Annotated in this window: 14 protein-coding genes; 2 read left to right on the top strand and 12 right to left on the bottom strand. The window is 47.2% G+C overall.

Annotated elements, in window-relative coordinates:
* The first annotated feature begins 96 nt into the window (after window positions 1–96).
* The gene (gene solA, locus ASD24_RS13385) at window positions 97–1,254 is read left to right on the top strand and encodes an N-methyl-L-tryptophan oxidase (RefSeq protein WP_268795333.1); all 1,158 of its coding nucleotides are present in this window, start codon (window positions 97–99) and stop codon (window positions 1,252–1,254) included.
* A gap of 469 nt (window positions 1,255–1,723) precedes the next feature.
* Here the strand turns inward: solA and ASD24_RS13380 are convergent, their stop codons facing one another.
* The 6 genes from ASD24_RS13380 to ASD24_RS13355 form a co-directional block, all read right to left on the bottom strand.
* On the bottom strand, window positions 1,724–2,509 hold the full coding sequence (locus tag ASD24_RS13380) for a cell wall hydrolase (RefSeq protein WP_235540551.1): 786 nt from the start codon (window positions 2,507–2,509) through the stop codon (window positions 1,724–1,726).
* Between the two features lie 439 nt (window positions 2,510–2,948).
* The gene (locus tag ASD24_RS13375) at window positions 2,949–4,166 is read right to left on the bottom strand and encodes an MFS transporter (protein WP_056696420.1); all 1,218 of its coding nucleotides are present in this window, start codon (window positions 4,164–4,166) and stop codon (window positions 2,949–2,951) included.
* A gap of 173 nt (window positions 4,167–4,339) precedes the next feature.
* Window positions 4,340–5,155, bottom strand: a complete 816-nt coding sequence (locus ASD24_RS13370) for a carbohydrate ABC transporter permease (RefSeq protein WP_056696418.1) — start codon at window positions 5,153–5,155, stop codon at window positions 4,340–4,342.
* Window positions 5,156–5,189: 34 nt separating this feature from the next.
* A complete protein-coding gene (locus ASD24_RS13365; RefSeq protein ID WP_145045400.1) occupies window positions 5,190–6,062 on the bottom strand; it encodes a carbohydrate ABC transporter permease in 873 nt (290 codons plus the stop codon).
* 3 nt (window positions 6,063–6,065) lie between these two features.
* Entirely contained in the window at window positions 6,066–7,346 is a 1,281-nt protein-coding gene (locus ASD24_RS13360) for an ABC transporter substrate-binding protein (protein WP_056696416.1), read from the bottom strand.
* Between the two features lie 261 nt (window positions 7,347–7,607).
* Window positions 7,608–8,792: an LLM class flavin-dependent oxidoreductase gene (locus tag ASD24_RS13355; RefSeq protein WP_442952592.1), complete on the bottom strand. Its 1,185-nt coding sequence runs from the start codon at window positions 8,790–8,792 to the stop codon at window positions 7,608–7,610.
* A 515-nt stretch (window positions 8,793–9,307) separates the two neighbouring features.
* On the opposite strand from ASD24_RS13355, the gene ASD24_RS13350 reads away from it, so the two are divergent.
* A complete protein-coding gene (locus tag ASD24_RS13350; protein ID WP_056696412.1) occupies window positions 9,308–10,180 on the top strand; it encodes a helix-turn-helix transcriptional regulator in 873 nt (290 codons plus the stop codon).
* 261 nt (window positions 10,181–10,441) lie between these two features.
* On the opposite strand, the gene ASD24_RS13345 is transcribed toward ASD24_RS13350, so the two are convergent.
* The 6 genes from ASD24_RS13345 to ASD24_RS13320 form a co-directional block, all read right to left on the bottom strand.
* Entirely contained in the window at window positions 10,442–11,365 is a 924-nt protein-coding gene (locus ASD24_RS13345; protein WP_056696410.1) for a hypothetical protein, read from the bottom strand.
* A gap of 8 nt (window positions 11,366–11,373) precedes the next feature.
* Window positions 11,374–12,741: a nucleotide sugar dehydrogenase gene (locus ASD24_RS13340; RefSeq protein WP_056696409.1), complete on the bottom strand. Its 1,368-nt coding sequence runs from the start codon at window positions 12,739–12,741 to the stop codon at window positions 11,374–11,376.
* A gap of 93 nt (window positions 12,742–12,834) precedes the next feature.
* On the bottom strand, window positions 12,835–13,638 hold the full coding sequence (locus tag ASD24_RS13335; protein ID WP_056696407.1) for a response regulator transcription factor: 804 nt from the start codon (window positions 13,636–13,638) through the stop codon (window positions 12,835–12,837).
* A gap of 31 nt (window positions 13,639–13,669) precedes the next feature.
* A complete protein-coding gene (locus ASD24_RS13330; protein WP_200956155.1) occupies window positions 13,670–15,070 on the bottom strand; it encodes a glycosyltransferase family 2 protein in 1,401 nt (466 codons plus the stop codon).
* Window positions 15,071–15,092: 22 nt separating this feature from the next.
* Complete coding sequence (locus ASD24_RS13325; RefSeq protein ID WP_056696405.1) at window positions 15,093–16,301, bottom strand: HEAT repeat domain-containing protein; 1,209 nt, start codon at window positions 16,299–16,301, stop codon at window positions 15,093–15,095.
* 26 nt (window positions 16,302–16,327) lie between these two features.
* Complete coding sequence (locus ASD24_RS13320) at window positions 16,328–18,553, bottom strand: hypothetical protein (protein WP_056696404.1); 2,226 nt, start codon at window positions 18,551–18,553, stop codon at window positions 16,328–16,330.
* Between the last annotated feature and the right edge of the window lie 731 nt (window positions 18,554–19,284).

Genomic DNA, 19,284 nt, shown 5'->3' with positions numbered 1-19,284 from the left:
CCCAGGTCTTCCTGCCTCTTGACCAAATGGGGTTTTAAGTCTACATTATCCTGAAGAATATTCGATCCTGATCAATCCACGAGAGGAGGAGCTCTTATCACACAATCCTATGACGTCATTATCGTTGGAGCAGGTTCCATGGGGATGAGTGCAGGTTATTATCTGGCACGAAGCGGGCTAAAAACTCTGATGATTGATGCTTTTGATCCCCCACATACCGAAGGGAGCCATCATGGAGAGTCCCGATTAATTCGCCATGTTTACAGCGGGGGGCCTGATTACATCGCGTTGGCGCTTCTTGCCCAGAATTTATGGCAAGAGCTGGAGGATACAACGGGCAATAACTTGCTTGTACGTTCAGGGGTTATCAACCTGGTTAATCCAGAATTCCATTCGTTTCGTGACCGCTTGACTCATGCAGATGATGCCGGAGTCCGATATGAAATGCTGCGTGCAAATGAAGTGATGAAGCGCTGGTCAGGGATTACAATACCTGACCATTATGAAGGCATGTATGAACCGGATGCTGGTTATCTGTTCAGTGAACGCTGCGTTCAGACTTATCGGCAAGCCGCAGAACAAGCAGGTGCCACCCTGCTAACGCATACCCTTGTGGAACATGTCGAATGTGGATCTCAATCCGTATCCGTAAAAACCGCTGGAGGAGATACATATCACGCTAGTAAGCTCATACTTAGCACAGGTGCTTGGTTTCAGACACTGAAACCATTTGTGAATCTCCCGATCCGGGCCGTTCGCAAAACGGTAGGATGGTTCGATGCACCGGAAGCATTGTTCGGTGAAGAACATTTCCCTGGTTTCACCATAACCGAACAGGCCGGTGTCTATTATGGATTTCCCAGTATCGGCGGAGCTGGAGTGAAGATTGGCCGTCATGATACGGGACCTACATGGATGCCAGGAGAGCAACAAACACCGTTCGGAGCGGAAGAAACAGACGAGGGTGAACTCCGGAGGCTGCTTGAGCTTCGAATGCCACTAGCGGCAGGCCAATTAAAGCGTGGCAGTGTATGCAAATACGAAATGACGTCCGATGAGGACTTTATTATTGATCGTCATCCGATGCATGAGCATGTTTGGCTTGCAGGCGGATTCTCGGGTCACGGCTTCAAATTTGCAAGCGCAGTTGGCCAGATCCTGTCCGATTTAGTCCAGACAGGGCATACGGATCAGGATATTAGCAGGTTTGCCCTGTCCCGATTCGCCAAGACCGGCATCTCATCATCACTATAAATCCAACAGACGTGCAGGGACACCATCAATCATTATCGATTGGCGTCCTTGCACGCCTTTTTCATGAACACGCTTAATATTAGAAAATGATTCTGGTGATGCTTGCTTAAAGCAGGATGAATTACAGCATTGAGTCGTCTTTCAGAAAGATCTGAAAGACTCCCCTTATGAAGACCCACACACTGCTGCACAATCATTGAAACGGCTGCTAATATATAATCTTGCGTACGTGAATCCATTGGATCGGTGAACATGCTGTGGGTGGGTGAGTATTCAACGACTTCACTTCACCATTCCGAAAAAAAACCGACGCTTTCGAGCCAAACTCAAACAGCGCGCACCGATTAAATATCGATGTGCGCTGGTGGCTTAGATTTTTTCATCTGTCTGTTGACAGGGGGATGATCAAATTAGCAACTTGTTGGTTTTTGAGCACTGTTGTTTTAATGATCATGATCTACAGCTTATCTCACCTTGTAAAATCATGCTGCCCAATGGTCAACAGTGTTGGTCTGCTCTTACTCCACAGCGAGGTGGCAATCTTCGGATTGTAATAATAGAGCGCACCATGTGTTGGATCAGCGCCGTTCAAAGCCTTACGTGCTGCTTTGTACGAGGTTGCCGTCGGCTTCTGATTGAACTGCCCATCGTCTACTGCTGTAAACTGACCTTTCTGGAAAATAACCTTCGGAATCGACGAAGGGAATTCTCCCGAGTGTACCCGGTTTAACACAACAGCTCCGACAGCCACCTGTCCCTCCAACGATTCCCCGCGTGCTTCCCCATGAATCAGCTTGGCGAGCTGGCGCAGTGTGTTGCCTTCGGCTTTGACCTTATGGTTCAGCCTATTCAGCGTTTTCGGGCCTGCCACACCATCGGCGCTCAGCCCTTGCGCCTGTTGGAATTCGCGGACAGCACTCTTGGTAACGGTACCGTAATACCCCGTCATTCCTGCGTCAAAGTAACCCAGATTGCTTAATTGCTCCTGCAATTGCAGCACATGTTCACTACGAACACCTTGTTCCAGCTTCTGCGCTCCCGCAGAAGGGGCTGCTACTGTAAGCCCAAGAGCCATCGCGCAGGTACCGAGGAGCATACCAACCTTTCCTGCTCGTTTGTTCGCTTTTCTCCCTCTCTGATGGGTTACTTTACGACTCACGGTTATAGAACCTTCACTCACACTATTCTGTTGATTCATCATATTCTTTTTATCCATTGTACTCATATGATCCATTTTAAAATTACGCTTTATCATGTCATTACCCTCCATTTTTCTGAATCCAGATCCCACTTCTTCCCCTGAATCCTCACGGTTCGACATCCCGAGTGTCATTATAGGATATCACCCAAGGGGCGTCTATCGGACCGATGGAGCATGAAAAAATGAGTCTTGAACATAGCAAAAAGAGGCATGAGCCCATGGTCGTATCAGGGTCACACCTCTTCTTATATCAACCTTGTACCGCTTGCCCAACCTACATTTCCGTAGGCAAACAGACCCGCACAAAAGTTGCGCTTGAATTTAGGACGTTTTCTCAAAACTCGCTGAAGTACATCTTTTACCCCCTTTTCGCCCCCTCCTGCGTCAATTTCCCTTGACGTGCCCCGGCACGCCTGCTGAAAATTTCCTTGCTTGGAACGAAAATTCGGCAAAATCTGATCCTTCGGAGTTTTAAGACACGCCCTAATAACAATTACTCAGCCAGCTCTTGTCCTTTCGTTTCCCGGCCCCAGAACAGCACAGCTGCTGCACCAATGAGGATGGTTACGAAGAAAATGGTGAAGATCAGGCTGATTGGAACTGCTCGCTGAACCAGCATACCGACCATGAATGGTGCAATGACGCCCCCAATCCGGCCAACCGATGTAGCTAGTCCAACGCCTGTTGAACGAACCGAAGTTGGGTACAATTCCGGGCTGTAAGCATACAGTCCGCCCCAAGCTCCCAAATTGAAGAATGACAGACAGATTCCTGCGGCCAAGATCGTGGCTTCCGTCGTTGCTAGTCCAAACGCAATTGCACTAATCGCGGTCAAGGTAAGATATACGACAAGTACGAATTTGCGACCATAACGTTCAATGAAGTACGCCGCGGTAAAGTATCCTGGCAACTGTGCAATCGTCATGATTAACACGTACTGAAAGCTTTTGACGAGCGTAAATCCTTTAGCCATAACTACCGAAGGTAACCACAAGAACATGCCATAATAGGAGAAAATAACGGTAAACCACAAGATCCACAGCATCAACGTTGTACGGCGATGAGGTGCTGACCAGACAGTAGCCACTTTTTCGCGGAACGTGATTTTATGCAGCTTCGTATGATTCTTATACCGCGGTGGGTCTTGAATAGCACGGCGCAGATATAATGCATAGAACGCCGGAAGTGCTCCGATGGCAAAGGCAATTCTCCAACCGTACTCCGGGATAACAAAGTTAGCAATGAGTGCCGATACAATCCAGCCTCCTGCCCAGAAGCTCTCCAATAATACAACCGCACGCCCACGTTCTGCCGTAGGCATCGATTCCGATACCAATGTAGAGGCTACGGGCAGTTCTCCACCAAGTCCAATCCCTGCAACCAGACGCAATGCACATAGGACTGCAAATCCGGTAGCCAGAGCAGAGAGACCGCTTGCAATTGTGAAGATTAGCAACGTCCACATCAGAATTGCCTTACGTCCAAAACGGTCTGCAAGTGCACCTGCAAGCAGGGCTCCTAACGCCATACCGATAGAGTTAATACTTGTTAACACGCCGACTTGTCCAGGGCTGAGGCTCCATTCCTTGGCAAGTGCAGCCACGATGAAGGAGATCATGCCAACCTCCATCGCATCAAACAGCCAGCTCATGCCGGCGCTGAACAGCAGCTTGCGCTGCTTGGGATTCCGCAATACTTCCAATTTGCTCATCACTTATAGCTCCCTTGATCTCTATGTAATCATTCTGCCATAGGGCGTTCCTTAAATCTCACTTATCTTTCGGAGTTATAAGCCACGCCCTAAACCATTATTATGCAGAATGATGTAGAAATCAATGCAAAATACGTAAATCTATATCAGACTATTAATCTTATCTTAGAACCTTACCCTTTGAGTGAACCTGCTGTCAGACCTGCAACAAAATAACGCTGGAGCAAAAGGAACAGCACGATCATCGGAATAGCTGTAATCATCACACCCGTGAGCATCATCGGATAATTAGTCACGTATTCACCACGGAACTGCATAAGCGCGAGCGGTAACGTCAGCTTGGATTTACTTGTAAGCATGAGCATTGGAATCAACAGGTCGTTCCACACCATAACGAGCAGGAATGTTGCTGTTGCCGCGAGCGATGGTGCAGCAAGTGGCAACGCAATCTTGGTGTAAAGCCTCCACTCACTGGCTCCATCCATGCTGCCTGCTTCCAATATCTCTGCGTTAAGCATACGCATGAAACCTGTCAACATAAATACCGAGACAGGCATCAGCATTGCAGCGGACACAATGATCAGACCAGTCAGACTGTCCGACCATCCCAGTGTACGTGTTAGGGAATAAATCGGCAGCATACTCACCTGAGAAGGAACGATCAGACCTGCTACGAACAGAGCAAATACGATTTTGCCTACACTTCCGCCCCAGCGCACAATCGCATATGCAATCATACTGCTTAGCAACAACTCAATTGCAACCGTACCTAGCGTCACGACTAAGCTATTTCCGAAATATTGCCACATAGGCTGGTTACGAAACATGCCAATGACGTTGTCCCACGTGAATGGATCAGGCCAGCTGAATGGACTGGTGAAGAAATTACTGCTTGTTTTGAACGAGGACACAAATACAAAGTATAGCGGTACAATGATCAGTAGCGCGTACACCAATAGAATTAGTCGATTAAACCATTTTAAAACCATACGAACTCCCTTCTGCCTAAGATCTGCTTCAATCTCAATAGTTTACCCGGTCAGCGCGCAGTGCCTTGAACTGCAACAGCGTTAAGAGCGCGAGCAATACGAGGAAGATCATCGAACCCGCAGAAGCCAGACCAAATGAATAGCTGCCAAAGGCGGTATGATAGATATATGTCGTCAAAATTTCGGTTGCATAGTTCGGACCGCCGTCCGTCATTGTAAAAATGAGGTCAAACGCCTTAAACGATTGAATGGTGGTGTATGCCACAACAATTGTTGCTGAAGGAGCTAGCAAAGGCCAAGTCACGGTACGGAATACCTGCCACTTGCTACCTCCATCCATTCGAGCCGCTTCGTACAGTTCTGCTGGAATGCCTTGCAGACCTGCGATGAACACAATCATCATCTGTCCGGCATGAGCCCAGACCTGTACTGCAGCGATAGAATAGATGGCAATCTTGGGATCACCGATCCAGTTACGAGCTATACTGCTCATGCCCGCCTCATTCAAGCCGTAGTTGATTAGCCCAATCGATGGATCATACATAAATGCCCAGATTAGTCCGACCGATACAGAGGACAGAATGGTAGGCAGGAAATACAACGCCCGAAGCACAATACGTGTCTTTGTATTACGAACCAAGAGCAAGGCAAGTACAAGTGAAATAAAGGTTTGAGCGATAACTACCGTTAACATGAATTCTACGTTGTTGCCAAAGGCTTTGCGAAATACGATGCTGCTGAGACTGTCCTTATAATTATCTAGCCCTACAAATGCATACGACGGGGATACCCCGTCCCAATCCGTAAAGGAGTAGAACAGCCCCGTCAATGTAGGAAATACGAACAATCCAACGTACAGCAGCAACCCAGGTAACAGAAACAGGGATAGCTGAATACGGTTTTTCATCGTTTATTTCCCGATATGCTGATCAATGATCGCTTGTGCCTGCTGTGCTGCTTCTTCTGGCGAAGTTCCGCTCAGCACAGCCTGAATGGAGTTCGTAACAGCCTTTTGGTTATCTCCATTTAGGATGGTGAACCGTGGCTGGAACACGGTCTTTTTGCTTGCCCATTCTCCGGCAACTTGAAGCTCAGGTGTATCGTATTTCACATCATTAACCGTTACATTCTGTCCGGTCTGATTGGCATACTCGCTAGCTACTTCCGGTTTGCTCAAGAACTCAATGAACTTCTTCGCTTCTTCCGGATGCTTCGACTTGCTATTCACCGCAAGCATAAATGTCGTTGTATGCACACCTTCATACTTCGCCTGATCGGCACTTACTGTAATCGGTGCAAGCAATTTTTGCTCCAGATTCGGGTTTTGTAACTTGTTCTGAGCAAGTTGATATGATCCACTTGCGAGCATCGCTGCTTTTTCTTGAATAAACAACGCACCTGCCGCAGGGTCTTTCGTACCCAGTGCATCCTGCTGGAAGTATCCTTTATCGTTCAGTTCTTTGATCTGCGTCAACGTTTTTACCCAGAACTCATCCGTCAGTTTGGCTTCGCCTGCTTCTACTTTGGTAAAAATGTCGTCACTCGGCGCATTGTTCATGACCATCGTGTTCATGAATTGGCCTGGGCCAATATCCGCTCCGGCAAAGGCAATTGGAATGATGCCATTGTCTTTCAGCTTCTGGCATAGCGCCAAGAAACCTTCCCAATCCGTCGGTGGCGTCAGACCATACTGTTCAAACAGCTTCACATTATAGATGGGATCGTTATATACAAGTTGATACGGAACCGCATATTGCTTGCCATCGTGTTGCCCTGCTTCAATCAGCTTCGAATTAAAAGCAGACAAGAACGATGATCCCGTCAGATCCGTGAACAACCCAGCTTTGGTGAAGGCTTCAAACTGTGCACCCGGGAAGGATGCAAAGACATCCCCGACCGAACCATCACTGATTTTGGATTGTACGGTGGATTGATACTGATCCGAAGGTAATGTCTGCATTTCCACCTCGATGTTTGGATTTTCCTTTTCAAACGCATCGATGGTTTTATTCAATGCTTCTACATCTTCTCCACGCCAGTGGATGAAGCTGATTTTCACTTTCCCTGAACCTGAACCCGAGGAACCATTCTCTCCGGATGCCGCGTTATCTCCGCCACCGCAAGCCGACAGTACGATGGACATGACCAGCATACTGATCAGGGGCAGGATATACTTTTTCTTATTTTTCATTAAAGACGACCTCCTGAGGATGATTAATGTGTTATAAGTTCAACTGCTAAATGGTTTATACTGACCACTCCGATGACAGAATAGCCTTCCGATCGCTGTTATCCCCAGATTTATTTGATTCCTTTTACAAAGGGAAAAATCCGGGGATAGCTTATGCTTACGACGTAGCTTTCTTTCAGAAAGCTTTTAGGCGAACGCTTCGCTTCTTCACGTTATTTCTATCCTCTTCGTTTTTGTATAAAAAGATGAGTTGAAACTTACTTAATTAGTAGTAACGGAGTGCTGCTTTTGTCTTGTTTTCCATCGGTCACGAATGATCGGCATAACCGTCCGTCCGAAGATTTCAGCTTCTTCCAGATGTGGATAACCAGAGAGAATGAATGTAGTCACACCCAGATCCCCATACTCCATCAAACGTTCTGCGACCTGTTCTGCTGTACCCACGATAAGGATGGCTCCGCCAGAGCGTACTACAGACAAACCTGTCCACAGGTTAGGCCCTACAACAAATTGCTGTTTCTCCGACAGTTCACGCAGTTCGTTTTGTCTACGCTGGTTGGTGGCATCCGTCTCAGCAAAGGCTGCTTTGGCCTTCTCGATTGCCTCTGGCGGTACTTTGCTAATAATCTCCCAAGCGGCTGCCCATGCTTCTTCTTCGGTATCCCGAATGAGCACTTGCGCACGCATGCCATAACGCATCTGACGATCTTGTCCTGTTTCCGCTTTTACCTGCTCACGAATGACCTCGATCTCTTCGATCTGCTCTTGGATCCAGTCATGGGGTTCGCCCCACATGAGGAATGTATCCGCATGTTCCACAGCAACTCGCTTTGCAATCGGGGAGCTTCCTCCCAAATAGAATGGTGGGTGAGGTTTCTGTACTGTCTCTGGCATGCCTACTGGGCCTTTGAAGTTATAGTATTGACCGTTAAACTCTGGATATGGATCATTGGACGCATCGGAATTCGATTGTGCACCGCTGCCTGCAAATTCAGTCAGATTGAGTCCTGTGGACTGGGTCCATGAACGTTTCATAACTTCCATATACTCGCTCGCACGTACATACCGCTCATCATGTGCATGTGCCAGCGGATCACCCAGCTCTTCCAGGTCTCGAACCGAGCTCCCCGTAACGACGTTCATCATCGCGCGGCCTCCCGAGAGCTGATCCAGAGCCGCACCCATACGTGCAGCAAGAACGGGTGTAACCAGACCAGGGCGAATAGCGACAAGGGGACGCAATGTCTTGGTATGACTCATTACAGCCGAGCCGACCACCCACGCATCCAGACAGGCTCCCCCTGTCGGAATAAGTACGAATTCAAACCCTGCCGTCTCCGCCGTCTGTGCTACCTGCACCAGATAATCCAGACTCGCCGCTCGCTCTGGTTCAACTCCTACATACTTACCATCGCCTGCTGTTGGCAAAAACCATCCAAACTTCATCTCTTCCTGTTCGCTCACCAAAGTCATTCCCTTCTATGAATAAATAAAGTCTCATGTTAAAAAAAGTTACCGTTGTGCTTCCTTGACGTTCCGCATACGAATCGTTCTTTCGATCACTGTTATCCCCAGATTTTTTTTAATTCCCCTTTTCCAAAGGGAAAATCCGGAGATAAAGGTGAACGCGTTGCTTCTCCAGAATCGATTTCGTCCCCTCCACTACGTTGGCACCTCTTGAAACTTATTTTTAAAGTGCGCCTAATTTCTGTTCATTTTATTAGTACATATGCTCCAAATACCAATTAATTAACTTGGTTTAATAGGTATGGACATCATATCAATTGATTTGTCTGTGATCAATGTCATTTCGCGGCAATTTTATTTTGTCATTTTGTGGTCTTTTCTCAGAATTAGGTCTCGTCGATCTTGAATATGTATAAAACCCACCTGTATAATAGGTTATAAGCAAACCTTTCAGATCGTATCTACACTACTTATTCATTAAAGAGGTGTTCCCGATGACCGAGAGCATGAAGGAGGACCACCACGAGTTTTTGGATATTATTTTCTTCACTCCATCTGAATTCGAGAAAGCCGGTGGCGCCTGGCCGATTCGTATCGGCCGCAATCTAGCCAAGAGCAACTATCATATTGGCCCTCGCACCACACCTTATCATTATTTGCTGTTTGTGTTAGAGGGGGAAGGTACGTTCATTCAGAATGGGCAACATCATGCCTTGCGAGCACGAGATGCGTTCTGTCTATTTCCGCATGTCACTCATGAGTACTGGACCACCCCTGAGAACACATTGCAGAAAATATTTATTGCCTTTGACGGCTCACATGCGGCAGAACTGCTCTCCCGGATTGGTCTGACTCCAGACTCGCCTTATCGTTCAGGTGTGTTAACGCCAGAGACAGCAAGTGCGATGCGTGCATTTATGGAGGATGTTCGCAAACCGCAGGATGGAGCAAGTGATCTGGGAAGACTTACTCGGTTTCTAAGCCTCTTCGACCGAATCGCCCGTTCTCCGGCAATCAAGGGACTGCAGCCAGACTCCGCTACTCCCTGGCTCCAGAAAGGCAAAGAGTATATGGATATCCATTTTGCTGGCGGCATTACAGTGGAAGGCGTGTCTGCTCATGCGGGCGTGGATCGAACCCACTTTGCCAAACAGTTCCGCAGAGCGTACGGTCTCTCTCCCGTCCAGTATATTCAGCAATTGAAAATGGATCAGGCCAAGCGCTTACTAGTGCAGACCTCGCTAAGCTTAACTGAAGTGGCTCATTCCGTCGGTTACCCCGACTTGTTCTCCTTCTCCAAAGCGTTCAAAAAACAGGTTGGACTGCCCCCCAACCGTTATCGGACAACCGAGAGCAGTAAAGAATAAGAGGTGCACAACCTCCCTTACGCCTTCATCCACCTTTGACTATGATGTTTGATCTTTTGAGCTAAGCCAATTTAGCGACTTGGGATGAAGTTTTAACCATCTATGGCATCTCTTACGAGCGTCCCTTAGCATTCGTAACAAAAAGAAAGGCAAGTCCTCTTCATTTCAGGACTTGCCTTTCTTGTTCACTTCATTTGTTCATCTCATATCGCCTGCGCGCTGTAAGATTCCGCTGATCCTTGATTCTCATTACGGTGATCTCTATTTCTGCTCATCATCCTTACGCGCAAGCGGAATACCGTTTTTCTTCGCATACCATGCTTCATAATGATGTACGGCAACACCTGCAAAGGAAGAATGAGTAGAACCAAGTTTGAACACCTTCTCCATTTCCTCATCCATATTGCTGATCGGTTTACGGAAAAAGGTCAGGTGATCTCCCTCATGCGTATCTGCCAATTCTGCTCCGATCCAGACTTTCTTGCCTAGGTCGTCCGCCTCGTCCAGTTCCTCCTTGGACAGATCGTACATCTGTTGCCCACTGTCGCGATACGCCATGATAGCTACTGCATCGAAGTGAGAGATGACCCAGTGGCTGAACGTCCCTTCATTCCCAGATGACTGACGGGCATCGAGCCAGAACGGAATGGCAGCGCTCATGTACAATCCTGCATCCTCTCCCGCTTCCGTCCAAGCCTTCATGTTGTCTTGCCACTCTGCAATCACACGGCTCTCCTCATTCTCCCAGCGTTCCAGTTGATACGGCTCTACATCCAGTTGGACGCCTTCAAAACGTTCATTCTTAGCGGAAGCTGCATTATATGCCCGCACTCGTTCAATAAAAGCCAGCCCTTCTGCTCGTTTCTCCGTATAAGCCCAATCCGCATGACCATTCAAGGCGTGTACCTCAATCTCCGCCACCTTCGCAGCGGCAATAAATGTACGGTACGTATCATCTGATACTTCATCCTGTATTTGCAGGAAGATCACATTCACGCCCTGCTCTTTGGAAAATGAGATAATTTCCGGTGTCTGCTCTGCAATAATGGAAGCGTCCCACAGCCAAGTCGCTTTGTGTTCCTCATGAGAGAACCACTTGAGCAGCCAGGGCAGAAGCAGCAGGCAAAATATCAGCGCCAGAAGTACCCATTTTGCCTTCACCGGAACCTGCTTCCATCGTTTCATCGGATTCCTCAGACGAGCAACGCTTCACTAGGTTCAAGCACAGGGTGTTGTACCGAGTGACCAATCTTATAAATATGAGGCTGTGTATATGTGCGGAATGCATTACGTGTATCAAGAATCGGTACACCGAGCTCTGAAATTTCACGATATGGAAGATCCTTATGATTGGTAATCAGCACGATGCAATCGTATGTTTTGAACTGTTCCAGATTGAACACTTCGCTGTGTACGGTATCGCCATGTTTGTCCAAGAATGAATCAGCATACGGGTCGTAGTAGCTTACATTAGCTCCACTTTCCTTGAACAATTCATATACTTCCAGTCCTGGGGACTCACGCAGATCTGCAATATTCGGCTTGTATGACATACCAAGCAGCAATATATTGGAATTCCGAACAGACTTGGCATATTCGTTCAGAATGGTTGACGTTTTATTCAGAACATAATATGGCATGTTATCATTCGTCGATTGTGCCAGCTCAATGAATTTACTGTAGAAACGGAATCCTTTTGCTTTCCAAGACAGATACATTGGGTCCAGCGGAATGCAGTGACCACCGATGCCGGGACCCGGATAGAATGGCATGAAGCCAAACGGTTTGGTTGCAGCTGCATCAATGACTTCCCAGATGTCGATGCCCATGCGATCACACATCATCGCCATTTCATTCACGAAGGCGATATTCACGCTGCGGAATGTATTTTCAAGCAATTTAGACATCTCCGCTACTTTTGGTGAAGATACGGGTACAACGGTTTGCACATATTTACCATACAACGCCGTTCCTAGCTTAAGGCAAGATTCGGTGGTGCCTCCAATGACCTTAGGCGTATTAAACGTAGTGAATCGTCCGTTGGACGGGTCAACCCGCTCTGGAGAGAAGCAGAGGAAGTAGTCTTTGCCTGCTTCATGTCCGATTTTGTCCAGCTTCTGTTGAATCAGCTCTTCGGTAGTTCCCGGATAGGTTGTACTCTCCAGCGTGATCAACATGCCTGGTTTCATATGCAATTTAATCTGATCAACTACCGTCTCAATGTACGACGTATCTGGATCTTGGTTTTCGCTCAGTGGTGTTGGCACACAGATGCTCAACGCATCGATGACACGCAGCATACTATAATCTGTCGTTGGTTGGAAACGACCTGTCTCCATCACTTTTTTCAATTCCTCAGATGAGATGTCGTGAATGTATGAATCTCCGTGATAGATACTCTCTACCTTAGAAGCATCGAGATCAATTCCGATGACAGTGAAGCCTTGATTCACCATTTCTACAGCAAGTGGAAGCCCTACATAACCGAGCCCGACCACGCCGAGTACCGCTTCTTTATTCTCAATCGCATTTAATAATGAGTGGAAATGTTGATTATGCATGATAGTCCCTCCAACAATGATTTGATTTTGTGTGAAATTTGTTCTTTTTGTCTATCGTTATCTTCTTTGGCATTTGCATAAATTCACAACTATCTAGTGCAGGCACCGCCGAATACGAGCATCCAGCTCTACAGGTGAGAACGGCTTGGTCATATAATCATCAACCCCGCTACGGAAGCATTGGCTGATCGTTTGCTCCACACGCTGCTCCGTCAGAACGACGATTTTGGGTGGCTGCTCTATCTCTAACTTCTGGATATGGTGAATGAACGGCAAGCCGTCGATGCCATACAGGTTCAATTCGGTCAGTACCAGATCTGGTGCCACCTTCTCGATAAGTTCCAGTGCAGCCAGACCATCTACAGCTTCATACGTCTCGTAGCCTTGCATCTTCAATCGCAATTGCAGAAACTCACGTACGGTCGGATCATTATCTACAATCAAAATACGTTCTGGATCTGCTGATGTCTTGTCCAGCGTGTAGATATGAATCTCAGATGAGTCTACTAGCTTCGAGGATTCAGCCATATGCTGAATGGTCGCTTGTGAAGGACGATCCTTATCCGTGAAGCTAGCCAGTGTAATCTGTGGATCGGCACCGGGTACCGTTTCCTGTAGTTCATGCTTGATCCGAAGTCCTGCATAGTGAATCTCATCCAAGGTTAATCTCGGCAATAGAACTGCAATCGTCTGCGTAGCTCCATCTTTCCACAACTGGAAATCATAATCATGTGTCTGTTCCAAATGTGTTCGGATCTGCTGTTCTGGCTGAATATTCCCTGCACAGTGGATGAACATTAAACCGCATGTTCCGGCACCCGTTTCCTTCAACCCTTGCTCTACACTTCGATACACATTGACCGCAGTCTCACGCTGCAATGTTGCCGTATTTGGCATGTTCTTTTCCACCCTTCTCCTTCAGTTATGATCAAGCAGCTTTGCTTGTACCCTTTTCTTCTTCTGACCAGCTCTGGCGAGTCATCGTGCCCCATGAATTGTTGTTTTGCATAAACTGAACGTGACCCTGCAATCTCCAGAGCACACCGAGCTGATGATAACCTACAAATTTTAAGGCAGAGAATACCAGCATTTTGACCAGATCGGATAGCTTGTTGTAACGCTTAAATGCGATTTCCTCCAGCACTAGCGCGCCTACACTTAGCAGATAACCACTCACAAAGTTCAACAATCCGAACAACACGAGAACCGGCCACTGCGTCATATCCATCAGCACGTATCCGGCAAGTGCCAGAAGTCCGGTAATCCGGAAATACGGGTTGAGCGCTTCAAAAATGACATTGTACGGCATCGTCACCATGCCCATTACTTTGTATTTCGGGTTGAACAGCATGCCACGATTCTCAAGCATGTTCTTCAGATTTCCCCGTCCCCAACGCTTGCGCTGACTGGACAAGATCCGGTAGGAATCCGGCGCCTGTGTCCAACATACCGCTTCAGGACAGAACGCCACGCGATACTTCAATTTATTTTCCAGCATATAGCGGTGAAGCTTGATAATAATGTTCATGTCCTCCCCAGGATAACCGTCCCGGTAGCCTCCGACGGCAATCACTGCATCCTTACGGAACATACCGAAGGCACCTGATACAATGATTAAGCCATTCATATGGCTCCAGCCAATTCGTCCGCCGAGAAAGGCCTTGAGGTACTCAATGGACTGGAACATCGGCCACATTTTGCGAGGAAGAGATACATCCTGTACGGCTCCATTTTCAATCTTACAGCCATTAGCTATACGAACGTCGCCGCCAATCGCTACCGTCTCTTCTGGGTTCTCCATATACATGCGAGCCATACGGATCAAAGCATCCTTCTCCAGAAGCGAATCGGCATCGATTGAAGAGATAAGAGGGTAGTGAGACAGATTGATTCCTGCATTAAGTGAATCCGCCTTACCACCGTTCTCCTTATCAATGACATAGAGATCCGGGAATTCCGGATTATGATAGATACCTCGTATGTTTTTACATGCGATTTTGCCATGCATTTTGGTGTTGGTCACGAGCTTCAGATTGTACTCTTGCAGTAACTTTTTCAACGTATCATCACTCGAACCATCGTTAACCACGATGACCTCATACGTTGGATAGTTCAGCGTCATCAGACAGTTTACATTTTCAATAATCGTCAGTTCCTCGTTGTATGCCGGTACCAGCAAGGAAACCGAAGGCACCAGTTCCGAGCCTGACAACGTATTATATTTGGAATAGTGCGAACGCCGGAATATCGTCCATATGTTGCGGAATGAAAGGGCTAAGATGGAGAAATATAGTGTGTTAACAAAAACCACATAATATATAGCCACCATACCGTAGATTAATAAAAGATCTCTAAGCAGTGTAATCCCCTCCTACCGTTGCCACACCTGTACGTTTCTTGCTTGTGCGATGGTCTATTGGTGAGCCAAAATACCGATCATAAAGCAGCCTTTTTTTGTTATGTGCGATCATCTGTTCAACAGCTCTATGATCCGTTCCCGTATGTTGCATCGTGCTCTCAATCTGCTGCATCGCGATTTCACGCTCTACATTTGTACCCTGTACAGCAGCTTGGCACAGTGCTTCGAATCCAGGCTCACCCAGCTTCGCCAAACTCTCGGCACTGTTGTATCGCACTCTCCAATCTTCATCTCGCAGCGCTTTGCGCAGTAACGGGATACTGCCTGATGCATGCTTCGAGCCCAGCGCTTGAGCGACTTCGGCGCGTACCTCGGGATCTGCATCCTGCATTAATTTCAAAATCGTCTCATCTCGCAGTGCAGGACTTGCACTAAGGTACAGCTTCACTGCCTCAGCACGTACATCCCGCTGCTCCGCACCCACCAGTTTGTGAAGAGCAGGCATCACTTCTGGAACAGCCTGTCCCCACATGGCTACAAGTCCTACTTTTACAAAGTCGGGATTACGGTCTTCCAATAATTCAATCAGCATCTTACTCGTATCCATGCTTGTTTCAAGTAGAATATCTGCAGCTAGATGATGAATGGATTTGCCTTTGGTTAACAGCACCTCAAGCATTTCCTTTAACTCTCCTTGACGAACCGTGCTTCTCGCAATTGAGCGAGCAATCATGATCGCCATCGGACCAGGCTTCTCATCCTTCAGCAATTCCATAAGTCCCGGAACAGCCTCTGGACAACGCATGCCCCCTAAGCGATACGCTGCATCGATCTGACGACCATAACGCAGTCTGCCCAGTTCTTTCAGGTCATGCTCTACAAACCCCGACTCACGGCACAAGGCAATCAACTTATCGCGGTACTCTCCCTTGAACTGATCGATCCATTCAATCAACTTATTCTGGATAACCCTGCGCTCTAACGGAGCAAGCTTGCCTGGTGGCAGCTTCAGTTGATGATTCTCCGTCAGTGCAGTTTGCAAGTACGTAAAGTAGTCCCGCTGCTTGGATTCGTACCACTCCATCTTGCGCTGTTTGCCATTGTGGGACATTTTCATGGCAAACAGCAGGATTACGCCTACAACAACAAGCGCTATACAGATATATAGAAATAGATAAGCTAGTGCCAAATTGGGAAACATTCGAAAAAGTCCTCCTTTATACTAATTTATTCGGTCTGAAAACTAGGTATTTGTTCAAAACGTTTCTTCATTTCCTCATAACTTAGCTTCAAACGCTCGCTGTACTCTACCTGTTCCCAAGGTTGCCACTTGTACATAGGCAATGTCTTCAAGTCCAGTGTGTTCGCTTCGCCTCCTGGCCATGATACTTGACCAGTAGAACGCTCCATTAACCATGGAACCAGTGTAACGCCCTCTACTGTTTCAGTTTGGAATTGTCGTCCTTCCTGAAGTGCTCCATAGTTGATGACTTGCAGTGAGCTTGGATCACCGAACCCAAGCAACATCCAAGGAATTCGCATCTCCACCTGGTTCCCGTTATACTGCCACGCCGTTAATGAATCGGTATCAGGCTGCCCGGAAGCTGTAGTTCCCCGCTTCAACGCCCCCACCTTTTCGTTCATAAACGGATGAGCCGATCGGGTATCCGGTGGTGTCATCTTCAGGCTTACCGCCAGGTTCCATGGCTGGAATGGATTAGCTGAATCCGCCGAATCCTCAGATAACATGCCATAGCCATCCTTACCATACAGACGACGATTAAAATCATAATCCTTGGCAATCTCCACTTGCGATTCAGCATCCTGTCCCAGCGTGATCACCGTTTCGAGTCCATCACTGAACGTTCGACCAGGAAGTCGCTCGCCAGGCTGGTTACCTCCTGCAAGTGTATCTGTACCAATGTGCAGCACCGTCTGCTTCGGATCAAACGGCTGATCTAAGGTCATGCCAATGTACAGGTAAGCTTCGTCATGAGTCAGCTTCATCTCCTGAATGCCCTCCACTTTACCCTGCCAGACCGTTACCTCATCATCCTTCAGCTGCTCCCAATCATCCAAGCTGCCATCAATGGTCAACTGCTCCTGTTTACCAGGATCCATCGCGAGCAAACCAAACATCTTCTCGTTGGTCAGCACGTTTAACCAATACGCACGTCGGTCTGCTGGAATTTCGAGTGGCATCGTGTTCCAAGTTTTCTTGAACCATTCGTCCTGCCACATGAACAAAATCGCTCCTGCATACCCTTCATCATAGATATCTTGAGTTAGGGAAGCATCGATCTCACCTTGCTCTGCCTCGTTATGTCCTCCCTGATTCCTTCCTCCCATCCCCAGATGAGAAATACCAAGCGAGGAAGGTACACCGTACTCTGTAATCATTACAGGCATATCGGAAAACTCGGCTTTAAGCTTGCGTAGATAGCTTTTGTACGTGTTGTATTCTCCATTGGCATCCTTAATGGTTTGAAGCGTCTTATCGATGTGGAACAAGTCAGGATAGTAAGGATACACATGATACGCTGCAAAATATCCTCCTTGCCAGTCCTTCGACTCAATATGACGGGCATCCACACTGACCAGGTCCTCTTCATACAATGGTTCACCTGGATGATCAAGCACATCGGTCGTCACCCAATTCGTAAACGTCATTGGATGCTCCCAACCGTACTCTTTCTCTAATACAGCGGTGTAGTCCATCAATTCTGCCAACCAGTTCTCAAATGGTGAAGCATCCGGGGTTCCCGAAAAATGAACTCCCTTGTACTGCGGCACATCAGGATGTGTCTTATTGGTGTTATCCACCATCATAGGATCCCACTCGGTTCCAACATGCCACGCCATCAGATATTTCCCTGCATTCACCTTATACTTCCCGCTAGAAGCTCCCGGTTTATCAGGAATGTCCGCATCCCCATAGACAGCAGATACTGCTTTTTCAATTTCCTGTTTAAATGTTTGCTCGATATGGTCGAGATAAGCATCCTGCTTCTCAATTAACTCTTCCTCAGGTGACCATATCCCCTGTATAAAATATAAGGGCTGCTGCCTACCGCGATTATAATCGACCAAGGCAGTATAAAAAATCGGCTCATGAACCGTATATACCCGGATTACATTAGCGCCCAGATCCTGAATTTGCTGGAACCACCTCTGATAATCCTCTTTAGTCAGCGGGAATTCACCCGGATAGTGTCCTGGTGACGTTGCGCCCAGATTGACGCCTTTGACGAACATCTCCTTCCACGTACCGTCCGATCCGTATTCCATGAATCGGTCTCCCTCTGTTTTGAACTTCATTTCTGTACCATTCTGCGCTGTATAAGTGACCAGTTTGGGCTGCATATAGTACATGCCGGCAAATATTCCTCCGGTCAATACTACGGCTCCAGCCAGCACCGTTAGCATCCAGCGTTTTCGTCTTCGTCTACTCATGCTCTCGATTGCTCACCTCTCTAGTATGCATCCCGTCTTATGCCTGTGTTATCGATCAAACATGAAGACATGCGGCATATTCCGCATGGGATGACCGCATGGAATAGAGCTGTCAGCGGTGTAGTTCTCACTATAGCGCTAAGCGTCTGCATTTGTAACTAGGCTGATGGGAGCAAACATAAACTGCAACATTCTGCCCATTATTCGTAAAATACGCCATCAACTAGCATGCTTTCCCTCTAAACTTCATCCTCTGCTCACCATTGTATCTTTCCCCTGTGAACTGAGGATTTAAGATCCGTTCCTGTAGGGACGTATATGCCTGTTATTGTTATATGCAACGCGGATTACAGCATCTGAGTGTGCTTAGACACTTATCCCATTAAACGCAGGTTGTTTTTTAAAGTTGCGGCCTTTTTTACAGTATTAACCATAAAGATTACAAAATTGATACTATAGTCCGATAACGTATCCGTGAAAATCCGCGTCCTATCAAGCTTTTCTGAAAAATGCAGAAAATGAAAAAAGGACATCAGTCCTGCACTGTAGGACTGTGCCTATTTATATCCCTTTTACAAATTAGTGAATGAACAGGGGGTCATCGCCCAGAGGTCACAGATCTCTAACATTAAATGTAAAAATCCACGTCTTATTTCCTACAATCTGGTCTTCAGCAAGCAATGTAGTAATTGTGTCCAATTTGCAAAATAATTCCGCTTGCCGCATTTTAA

Source organism: Paenibacillus sp. Root52 (assembly GCF_001426865.1).
Lineage (GTDB): Bacteria > Bacillota > Bacilli > Paenibacillales > Paenibacillaceae > Paenibacillus.
Note: the sequence above shows the minus strand (reverse complement) of the source record. Positions and strands in the feature narration are given on the sequence as shown.